A 10,090-nucleotide genomic window follows, 5' to 3' on the forward strand; every position below is an offset into this window, starting at 1 on the left:
CGAAATCACTAAGGTGTTAAACGAGGGGGCCATATAAGGTATCATAAAAATTTTTCGCGCCGCACTCCCGCTGCGGGCAATCACGGATTTCGCGAGCATGTTCAGTTTTCTGCGCAGTTATTTTTCGAACGACCTGGCGATCGACCTTGGTACAGCCAATACGCTGATCTATGTGCGATCCAAGGGAATCGTTCTTGACGAACCGTCGGTGGTTGCCATCCGCACCGAGGGCGGGCCGAACTCCAAGAAGACGATTCAGGCCGTCGGGAAGTCGGCCAAGGAGATGCTCGGGAAGGCGCCGGGAGCGATCACCGTCATACGACCGATGAAGGATGGCGTGATCGCCGACTTCACCGTGACCGAGCAGATGCTCAAGCAGTTCATCAAGAAGGTGCATGACTCGCGCCTGCTGTCGCCGTCGCCGCGAATCATCATCTGTGTACCGTCGGGTTCGACGCAGGTCGAGCGGCGTGCGATCCGCGAGTCGGCGATCGGTGCCGGCGCCAGTCAGGTGTTTCTGATCGAGGAACCAATGGCGGCGGCGATCGGTGCCGGGTTGCCGGTGTCGGAAGCGACCGGTTCGATGGTCGTCGATATCGGTGGCGGCACCACCGAGGTCGGCGTCATTTCGCTCGGTGGCATGGTCTATGCCGGTTCGGTGCGGGTGGGCGGCGACAAGCTCGACGAAGCGATCATGAACTACATCAGCCGCAACTACGGCATGCTGATCGGCGAGAACACGGCTGAGAACATAAAGAAGAGAATCGGTTCGGCATTTCCCGGCGCCGAGGTGCGCGAGATGGAGGTCTCGGGAATCAACAAGGCCGAAGGGATTCCGCGAAAGTTCACGATTTCTTCGAACGAAATCCTCGAAGCGCTCACCGAGCCGCTGAACAGCGTCGTTTCGGCGGTCAAGTCGGCGCTGGAAAAGACTCCGCCCGAGCTGGGCGCCGATATCGCCGACAAGGGCATGGTGCTGACGGGGGGCGGCGCATTGCTGCGCGACCTTGATCGCCTGCTGATGGAAGAAACCGGCCTGCCGGTGATCGTCGCCGAGGAGCCGCTGACCTGCGTTGCCCGGGGCTGCGGTCTGGCGCTCGAAAAGATGGACAACCTCGGCAGCATTTTCGCTTCCGACTGACGCCCGGCGGCGTGACTGCCGCGTTGCCCGTAGCCAGGCCTGACCGATGGACCACCAGCCGCCACCGTTTTTCAAGCGCGGGCCGGCGCCCTTGGCGCTGCTCTCGTTTTACGTGGCGATATCGCTCGCCCTGCTGCTGATCGACGCGCGCCTGCAGGCGCTCGAGGTGCTGCGTCAGGCGATCTCGGCGTTCACCGAGCCGGTACAACAGCTCGCGCACCTGCCCGCCCAGTTTCTCGACAACGCCGGGAACTATTTCGTCAGCGTCTCGCGCTTGCAGGACGAAAATGCCCAACTGAAACGTGCGCGTCTCGAAAATGTCGCCCAGTTGCTGCGCACCCAGCAACTGGAAGTCGAGAATGAACGCCTGCGCAGGCTGCTCGGCGTCAAGCAGAGGCAGCAGGCAAGTGGGCAGCTGGCCCAGATTCTCTATTCGGTGAGGGATCCGTACTCGCGGCGAATCGTCATCGACAAGGGGCAGCAGGACAAGGTCGTCACCGGTCAGCCGGTGATCGACGACGTGGGAATCGTTGGTCAGGTGACGCGGGTATTTCCCTTTGTCTCCGAAGTCACGCTGATCACCGACAAGGAGCAGGCGGTTCCCGTCCAGATCGTTCGCACCGGCTTGCGCTCGGTGGTCTTCGGACTCGGCAACGGCCAGCTCGAACTGCGCTACCTGCCGGCCAACGCCGACGTCCACGATGGCGACGTGCTCGTTACCTCCGGACTGGACGGAATTTTTTTGCCGGGCTTCCCGGTCGCCAAGGTGGCGCACATCGAGCGCGACACTTCCTATTCGTTTGCCAGAATTTTCTGTGTGCCGCTCGCCGGTGTCGAGAATTTCAGCGAGGTGATGATCCTCGACCCGCGGCCGGCGGTCGCCTTGCCCGAGCAGCTCGCCAAGGTCGCTGCCGCTCGCGACGCCAAGTCTTCGGCCCGATCGGGGCTGACCAAAAAGAAGCGCCTGAAAAAGGACTGAAGCAAGTGCAGACGAGCTATTCCTCATCGCGCATCCTGTTGCCGGTTCGCCCCTGGTTCATCGCTTGCAGCCTGCTGCTGGCGCTTCTCCTGAACTTCCTGCCGACCGCCGCCTGGCCCGCGGTTCCCGACTGGACAGCCTTGCTGATCGTCTTCTGGAGCGTACGCGAGCCTCGCCGCGTCGGCATGGGCCTCGCGTTCCTGTTCGGCGTGGCGATGGACGTGGCCGACGCCAGTCTGCTCGGACAACATGCGCTGGCTTACGTGCTGGTCGCTTATGCCGCTTCCTCGTTGTCACGGCGGATCCTCTGGTTTCCGCTGGCCCAGCAGGCGCTGCAGGTCTTTCCGCTCCTCCTGCTGGTGCAGCTTGTCCAGTTCGGCGTGCGCATGCTGATCGGCGGCGACTTCCCGGGTATCGGCTATTTTCTCGGCCCGGTCTTTTCCGCCCTGCTCTGGCCGCTGCTCACCTTTCTGCTGCTGTTGCCGCAGCATCAACCGGTCGACCGCGATGACAATCGGCCGCTGTGAACGTCCCAGCGAGGCAGTGATGCGCTGCCAGCAACACCGGTTACCGCGGCGGCGCCGTCGAGCGTGTGCCCGATGAAATCCCGGGGGGTTGGTCTTGCTACGTAGGCAATCGCCGCTCAATGCTCAGGATCGCGAACTCGATCGCTTCCGATTTCGCGTCGCGCTCTCCGGTGCGTTGGTATTTGCCGCCTTCGTGCTGCTGCTCGGCCGCTTTTTCCACCTGCAGGTCGTTCAGCACGCCTACTACACCACGCGCGCCGAGGACAACCGCATTTCGCTGGTCCCGATCGTGCCCAACCGCGGGGTCATCGTCGATCGGAACGGGATTGTCCTGGCGCGCAACTACTCGGCATTCACGCTGGAAATCACGCCGTCCAAGGTGGACGATCTCGAAGCGACGATCGAGGGCTTGAGCAAGGTGATCGAAATCCTGCCGAAGGACCGCAAACGCTTCCGCAGGTTGCTGGAAGAGAGCAAGAACTTCGAGAGCCTGCCGATTCGCACGCGCCTCAGCGAAGAGGAGGTGGCGCGCTTTGCCGCCAACCGTTATCTGTTTCCCGGGGTCGAAGTCAAGGCGCGTCTGTTTCGCCAGTATCCGCTCGGGCCGGTCGCCGCCCATGCCATCGGCTACATCAACCGGATCAACAAGCGCGACCTGGAAATGATCGAGGAAGACGATCAGGCGGCAAACTACAAGGGAACCGACCACATCGGCAAGACCGGGCTGGAACAGAGGTACGAATATCAGCTGCACGGGGAAACCGGCTACGAACAGGTGGAAATCGATGCCGGCGGCCGGGCGAGTCGGAGTCTTTCGCGCACGGCGCCGGTGCAGGGCAACAACCTGACGCTGACGCTGGACGTCAAGCTGCAGGAAATGGCGGAAAAGGCTTTCGGCGACCGACGCGGCGCACTGGTGGCGATCGAACCGGCGACCGGAGGAATCCTCGCACTGGTATCGGCTCCTTCTTTCGATCCCAACCTCTTCGTCGACGGCATACGCAGCGACGACTGGGAACTGCTCAACAATTCACCCGACCGGCCGATGCTCAATCGTGCGCTGAACGGCGCCTATCCTCCGGGTTCGACGTTCAAGCCGTTCATGGCACTGGCCGCACTGGAAACCGGCAAGCGCACGGCCGGCCAGACGATTGCCGATCCCGGCGTGTTCAATTTTGGCGGGCACCAGTTCCGTGACGACAAGAAGGGTGGTCACGGCACCGTCGACATGTACAAGTCGATCGTCCAGTCCTGTGACACCTACTATTACATGCTGGCCAACGACATGGGAATCGACAGCATCGCCCGCTTCATGGCGCAGGTGGGGCTCGGTCAGCGCACGGGAATCGATATCGAGGGCGAGTCGGAAGGCGTGCTGCCGTCGCCAGAGTGGAAGCAGCGTCGTTTCAAGCGACCCGAGCAGCAGAAGTGGTTCGCTGGCGAAACGATTTCGGTCGGCATCGGCCAGGGTTACAATGCGTATACGCCGATCCAGCTGGCGCAGGCGATCGCTACCGTCGCCAATAACGGCGTCATGTTCCGCCCGCACCTCGTGAAGTACATCACGGACAGCCGCACCGGCGAGCGGACGATGATCGAGCCCGAGCCGCTGCGCATCCTGCCGTGGAAGAGGCAGAATGTCGAGACTGTCAAGAAGGCGATGATCGGAGTCAATAGCGCGGGTACCGCAGCCCGCGCCTTTGCCGGTGCCCCCTATGTATCGGCTGGCAAGACCGGCACGGCACAGGTCTTCAGTCTGAAGGGGGCAGATTACAAGTCTTCCAGCGTGAAGAAGGAACTGCGCGATCACGCCTTGTACATCGCCTTCGCGCCGGCCGATCAGCCGAAGATAGCACTCGCGGTGCTGGTCGAGAACGGCGGATTCGGCGCCCAGTCGGCGGCGCCGATCGCGCGCATGGTTTTCGATTATTATCTGCTGGGCAAACTGCCCAAGGGTGCGGCCGGGGAAGAAGATGTCGAGGAAGACTAGCTGATGTTCGAGCACTTCTGGCACCGTACCTGGACGCGTCTAAGCAAGCACGTCGATGCGCCGCTGTTGTTGATTACCGGCCTGATCATGATCACCGGGCTGGCGACCGTCTACAGCGCCACGTATGATGCCAACAATCGCTTGTTCGCGCAGAGCCTGAACATGCTCGTCGGGCTTTGCGCGATGTGGGTCGTGGCGCAGTTTCCGCCGCAGAAGCTGATGGGTTTCGGCGTGCCACTCTACATTGTCGGCGTGATCCTGCTGGTTTTCGTCTTTCTTTTCGGGGTCAAGGTCAACGGCGCCCGGCGCTGGTTGTCGCTCGGGTTTACCCGTATCCAGCCGTCGGAAGTTCTGAAGATCGCCGTGCCACTAATGCTCGCATGGTACTTCCACAAGCACGAAGCGATGCTCAAGTTCCGCCATTACGTGGTCGCCTGCCTGCTGCTGCTGGTGCCCTTCGCGCTGATCGCCAAGCAGCCCGACCTGGGGACGGCAATCCTGGTCGGCGCTGGCGGCTTTTACGTCATCTTCTTCGCCGGCTTGCCCTGGCAGGTGATCTTCGGCCTTGCGGCTGCCGCCGGGGCCGCAGCCCCTTTTGTGTGGACCATGCTGCACGACTACCAGCGCAAACGCATCCTGACCTTGATCGATCCGACCAGTGATCCGCTCGGCGCCGGCTATCACATCATTCAGTCGACCATCGCCATCGGCTCCGGTGGTACTTTTGGCAAAGGCTGGCTGGAGGGCACGCAAACCCACCTCGAATTCATCCCCGAGCGCCATACCGACTTCATCTTCGCCGTATTCTCCGAGGAGCGCGGTCTGCTCGGCAACAGCATTCTCGTGCTCCTCTACTTCCTGCTGGTGGCGCGTGGCCTGATGATCGCGGCCAATGCTTCTACGCTTTTCGCGCGCGTGATGGCGGGTTCCGTCGCGCTGAGTCTGTTCACCTATGTCTTCGTCAACATGGGCATGGTCAGCGGCATTCTGCCTGTGGTCGGCGTGCCGCTGCCGTTCATGAGTTACGGTGGCACTGCGCTGGTGACGCTGTCGATCGGTATCGGCATCCTGATGAGCATCCAGACGCATCGGATGCTGGTCCGCAAATGAGCAACACGGCGGTGGACAGGGGACGACGGGCGCCCGACGCTGCAGCGCTTTGCCTGTGCGTCTTGCCACTCGTCCTTGTCGCCTGTGGCGGGCAAGCGTCCCGGCCGCCCGATACGGCGCGCACGGCCGAGCCGGCAAAAGCCCAGACGAAGGTGGCGAGAAAATCGAACGTGGTGCAGAAACGGGGAGGTGCGTACTACAAGGACGACGGCCCGGGCGACGAGGTGCCGGACAATCTCGACGACATTCCGGACGCACAGCCGCAACTCGAGCCGCTGCATCGCTTCGCGAACCGTCCCTATGTCGTTCTCGGCAAGTCCTATGAACCGGACACCAGCCTGCGTCCAAGGCAGGAGCGCGGCATTGCCAGCTGGTACGGCAAGAAGTTTCACGGACAGAAGACTTCGATTGGCGAACCTTACGACATGTTCGCGATGACCGCCGCCCACCCGACGCTGGCGCTCCCGTCGTATGCCCGCGTGACCAACCTCGGCAACGGCAAGTCCGTAGTCGTTCGTGTCACCGACCGCGGTCCGTTCCATGCCGATCGCGTCATCGACCTATCCTACGCGGCGGCCTACCGCCTCGGCTACGTGGACAACGGCAGCACGCTGGTCGAGGTCGAGTCGATCGTGCCGGCCGGAGCGACGACGATGACCTACGCGCAGGTGATGCCGGCACCACGCCCGCTGCGCACTGCGGCCGCTCCGGCCGAACCGGACGAGATCGAACTGCTGGCGTCCAGACTGGGGCTCGACAAGGTGGTGGCGCCGTCCACCCTGCCCGAGGTAACACCGGCTCCGGCGTCTGCTGTGGCGGCGTCGTCCGCTTCGCTACGAGGAGTCTTCCTGCAACTCGGGGCCTTCGCCAGCGCCGAGAATGCCGAAAGTCTGCGCTCGCACCTGCTGCGAGAGCTCGACTGGCTCAACGAGGGAATCCAGATCAACGCGGGCGGCGGCATGCACCGCGTTCATCTCGGACCGTATCCCAATCGCACCGACGCCGAGAAGGTTGCCGAAAGAATTCGCTTGGCCCTGGGTTACAAGCCGACCGTAATCGCCCAGAAGAGCAATTAGAGCCGGCGACCGTGGGCGCAGCCGATCGACCGGCTCAGGTCGGTCGAGTCTGTCCGGTTTCCTCACTCGCGGCAGCCGGCGATCCGGGCGGAGGATAGGCGAGTGAGCCGCGAAAGCGTTCTGCTTCCTCCGGCGAAAAATCCGGGAAGGGCAGTCTGCCCCGAGCCCGCCATTCCTGCACCACGGCTTCCGCCGCTCTCGCCTGCGCTTCGTCGGGAAGCCGATCGCGACCGAGGTACAGGGTTTGCGAGGGGAAGGCGAACGCCACGCCGCTGTCTTCGACGATGTCGATGATGCGCAGCAGGAGATCCTCCTGAATCGCGAGAAACTCGGCCGACTTCGTGGTCGTGATGTAGGCGAAGATTTCGATGTCGAGCGAACTCGCGGCGAAGCCGACGAAACGCACGCGTGCCGGGTCGGGGTGCACCTGCGGGTGGCGCAGCAGCAGTTCCCGCAAGCGGACGAGGAGATAGCGCATCTGCTCAGCGCTTGTCTCGCAGCGTACGCCGAGGACGGTCTTGAACAACATGCGGTCGCGCCGGCTGTAGTTGACGATCGGCAGCCGCGCCATGACAGCGTTCGGGATGGTGGTGATGGTCCGGTCGATGCCGCGGATTCTCGATGAGCGGATGCCGATTGCCTCCACCGTTCCCTGCGCGTCGCCATACTTGCAGAACTCCCCGACGCGTACCGGCTTGTCGGCGAACAGGCTCATGCCGCCGATCAGGTTCTCGACGCTGGCACGCGCCGCCAGGGCAATCGTCAGGCCGCCGACGCCGAGACCGGCGACGATGCCGTAGACCGGAACGCCGAGCCGGTCGGCACCCACGGCAAGCAGTGCCAGAGCGCCAATTAAGCCGACGAGGCCGGTGCCGACGCGAATCACATGCGCGTGGCTCGCTTCATTGGCAATTCTCGGGGACGCGATGATGGCCTCGGCGACGACCGGCGCCAGCCGCCACGACAGCCAGGCGCCAACGACGAACATCATGGCCGTAGCGCCGAGCTCGATGGCGGTGCCCACGCTGCCGGTGAAATTCAGCTGCACGAGCGCAAGGTAGGCGACCAGGGGTGTCGCCGCGAACAGCGATACCGGCACGGCGAGATGCGCCAGCGCACGGACGAGCGGGCTGTGGTGGTCCCACGACCGCGAGAAACGGTAGGCGACCAGCAGCAGGACGACGAGGAGAGGAAGGAGGAGTGCCATGCCGACCCATTTCCAGACCGCCTGCGAGGCGAGCGGTGCGCGCAGTGTCTGCGGCAGCGATTGAATCCAGGAGTACGGCACCATCCAGCCGCCACCGACAGCGACGATTTCGTGGATATTCCTTACGGGAACTTCTCGGACATAGGGAAGCTTGCGAACTCGTTCGTAGAACTCTTCGGCCCGAGCGACGGTTTCCGGGCTGAAAAGGAACTGGCCTGGTCGGGGACCCCCCTGCACCCTGATCAGAACGATTTCCGTATGGGGGACGACCCAGCGTACGGCTTCGTCGTGACCGGGCGGCCCGAGTTCGCCCGCGTCGGGAATCGCCTCGAAAGGGGGCAGCGGAATCCGGCTCAAGGTCTCGTAGAGAGCGATCGCCGCCGCCCGACTGGCCTTCTCGCGTCCTCCGGCCGGCATCTCACTGAGGTCGAGTCCGTGCAAAGGGATTTCCGAGAGTCGTAGCGCCTCCCTGAAGCCCGCATGGGACGGCGACGGCAAGTAATCGTGGACGAGGAATTCGCCCAGCGCATCGGCCGCATCGAGGAAGCTGCGCAGGGCCGCACGCGGGCTCGAGCGATCGACCGGCTGTAGCGGATACGCCGGATCGGACGCAAAGGCCGCTTCGACCAGCAGCAAGGTCGCCAGAATGATCGTTGCCAGCCAGCGGATCATCGTGCCGATCGCTGTGAACGGATGATCGCGTCGGTGACGTTCGTCGTCAATTCGTGTTGCCTGGCCAACCGGCTTCTGCAGGATTTGCGGACGTGCCGGGAAAGGGAAAAGATGCAAATCGCTCATCGTTCTTGCCACACTCCTATAACCGATCATTCCGCGCGGAAGCCACGGAAGCGACTCCGGAAGCCTCCCGCACCGATCCGGGAGAATCGACGGGCGTCAGGGAAACGGGTAGGCCTTTTCCTGTTGCGGGCATCTCGAATCGTCATGCCCGTCAAGGCGCCGATTCTCTCATATGCGGCTTGAACTGCGAGGGCCCGGCGTGTCGGGAGGTCCTGCGTGACGGACGAGAAGAGCGATCGTATGGCGAAGGCAAAGGACGCGATCCCTCGCATCGCAAGGTGTGCGATGCCTGGGTGTTGCGGTCCGGATTGGCCGGCGGCGAGTTGCCGCCCGAGTCACCTGGGCTGCGGGACGATCCGCAGGTACGGCTTGGGCGCCTTCCAGCCGTCGGGAAAGCGTTCCCTGGCCTCGTCGTCCTTGACCGCCGGAACGATGATGACGTCCTCGCCGGCCTTCCAGTTGACCGGCGTCGCCACCTTGTGACGGGCCGTGAGCTGTACCGAGTCGAGAACCCGCAGCACCTCGTCGAAATTGCGACCGGTGCTCATCGGATAGGTGATCATCAGTTTGATCTTCTTGTCGGGGCCGATAACGAACACCGAACGCACGGTCGCGTTGTCGGCAGCCGTGCGGCCCTCGGCGCTGCCGCCGGCATTCGGGTGCAGCATGTCATAGAGCTTGGCAACTCGCAGGTCGGTGTCGCCAATCAGGGGGTAGTTGACCTTGGCCCCCTGCGTCTCCTCGATGTCGTGCAGCCAGCGGTCATGGTCAGCTACCGAGTCTACGGAAAGACCGATCACCTTGCAGTTGCGCCTGTCGAATTCGGGCTTCAGTTTGGCCATGTAGCCGAGTTCGGTGGTGCACACCGGAGTGAAGTCCTTGGGATGGGAAAAAAGGATCGCCCAGCTGTCGCCGATCCACTCGTGAAAGCGGATGGTGCCTGCTGTACTCTGGGCGGTGAAGTCGGGGGCGTCGTCGCCAATGTGGAGTGCCATGTAGTGCTCCTCTTCACGAAAGGGGTGTGCCGCTGGCCAAGTGAAGCGAAAGGGAAGCGGTCGTCTGGCTGAGCAGGCGCTCGGCCCGTGCGCAGGAAGCGTGGCATGAGCCGCGTTCTTCACCGGAAAAGCCTGGCTGCCCACCACTTCCACGGCCATTGGACCGTTCGCGTGAGCACCAGTTCGCCGCGCGGCAGGCACAGACAGCACGCCTAGCAGCCTGTCGGACTGAAGGCTTGGGAAGCCGCCAACTTTCATGATGCGGAA

General features: G+C 63.0%; 8 protein-coding genes. 6 read left to right on the forward strand and 2 right to left on the reverse strand.

Annotated features, from left to right (window positions below):
- The first annotated feature begins 97 nt into the window (after positions 1–97).
- The 6 genes from NFV80_RS06550 to NFV80_RS06575 all read left to right on the forward strand — a co-directional run bounded on the left by NFV80_RS06550 (position 98) and on the right by NFV80_RS06575 (position 6,823).
- Positions 98–1,141: a rod shape-determining protein gene (locus tag NFV80_RS06550; RefSeq protein WP_295326873.1), complete on the forward strand. Its 1,044-nt coding sequence runs from the start codon at positions 98–100 to the stop codon at positions 1,139–1,141.
- Positions 1,142–1,187: 46 nt separating this feature from the next.
- Positions 1,188–2,120: a rod shape-determining protein MreC gene (mreC, locus tag NFV80_RS06555; protein WP_295326875.1), complete on the forward strand. Its 933-nt coding sequence runs from the start codon at positions 1,188–1,190 to the stop codon at positions 2,118–2,120.
- Between the two features lie 5 nt (positions 2,121–2,125).
- On the forward strand, positions 2,126–2,647 hold the full coding sequence (gene mreD, locus NFV80_RS06560) for a rod shape-determining protein MreD (RefSeq protein WP_295326876.1): 522 nt from the start codon (positions 2,126–2,128) through the stop codon (positions 2,645–2,647).
- A 94-nt stretch (positions 2,648–2,741) separates the two neighbouring features.
- A complete protein-coding gene (gene mrdA / locus NFV80_RS06565; protein ID WP_295326878.1) occupies positions 2,742–4,637 on the forward strand; it encodes a penicillin-binding protein 2 in 1,896 nt (631 codons plus the stop codon).
- A gap of 3 nt (positions 4,638–4,640) precedes the next feature.
- Positions 4,641–5,747, forward strand: coding sequence for a rod shape-determining protein RodA (gene rodA / locus NFV80_RS06570; RefSeq protein WP_295326881.1), 1,107 nt, complete (start codon positions 4,641–4,643; stop codon positions 5,745–5,747).
- A complete protein-coding gene (locus NFV80_RS06575) occupies positions 5,744–6,823 on the forward strand; it encodes a septal ring lytic transglycosylase RlpA family protein (protein ID WP_295326883.1) in 1,080 nt (359 codons plus the stop codon). The genes rodA and NFV80_RS06575 overlap by 4 nt, the downstream gene beginning before the upstream one ends.
- A gap of 34 nt (positions 6,824–6,857) precedes the next feature.
- Here NFV80_RS06575 and NFV80_RS06580 read toward each other — a convergent pair whose 3' ends face one another.
- Both NFV80_RS06580 and NFV80_RS06585 read right to left on the reverse strand, forming a co-directional pair.
- On the reverse strand, positions 6,858–8,828 hold the full coding sequence (locus NFV80_RS06580; RefSeq protein ID WP_295326885.1) for a mechanosensitive ion channel family protein: 1,971 nt from the start codon (positions 8,826–8,828) through the stop codon (positions 6,858–6,860).
- Between the two features lie 335 nt (positions 8,829–9,163).
- A complete protein-coding gene (locus NFV80_RS06585; protein ID WP_295326887.1) occupies positions 9,164–9,823 on the reverse strand; it encodes a peroxiredoxin in 660 nt (219 codons plus the stop codon).
- Positions 9,824–10,090: the final 267 nt, after the last annotated feature.

The organism is Accumulibacter sp. (genome assembly GCF_023806565.1).
GTDB lineage: Bacteria > Pseudomonadota > Gammaproteobacteria > Burkholderiales > Rhodocyclaceae > Accumulibacter.

Coding starts and splice junctions, on each gene's coding strand:
- NFV80_RS06550 (WP_295326873.1), top strand. CDS start 98: ATGTTCAGTTTTCTGCGCAGTTATTTTTCGAACGACCTGGCGATCGAC.
- mreC (WP_295326875.1), top strand. CDS start 1,188: ATGGACCACCAGCCGCCACCGTTTTTCAAGCGCGGGCCGGCGCCCTTG.
- rodA (WP_295326881.1), top strand. CDS start 4,641: ATGTTCGAGCACTTCTGGCACCGTACCTGGACGCGTCTAAGCAAGCAC.
- NFV80_RS06575 (WP_295326883.1), top strand. CDS start 5,744: ATGAGCAACACGGCGGTGGACAGGGGACGACGGGCGCCCGACGCTGCA.
- NFV80_RS06580 (WP_295326885.1), bottom strand. CDS start 8,828: ATGAGCGATTTGCATCTTTTCCCTTTCCCGGCACGTCCGCAAATCCTG.
- NFV80_RS06585 (WP_295326887.1), bottom strand. CDS start 9,823: ATGGCACTCCACATTGGCGACGACGCCCCCGACTTCACCGCCCAGAGT.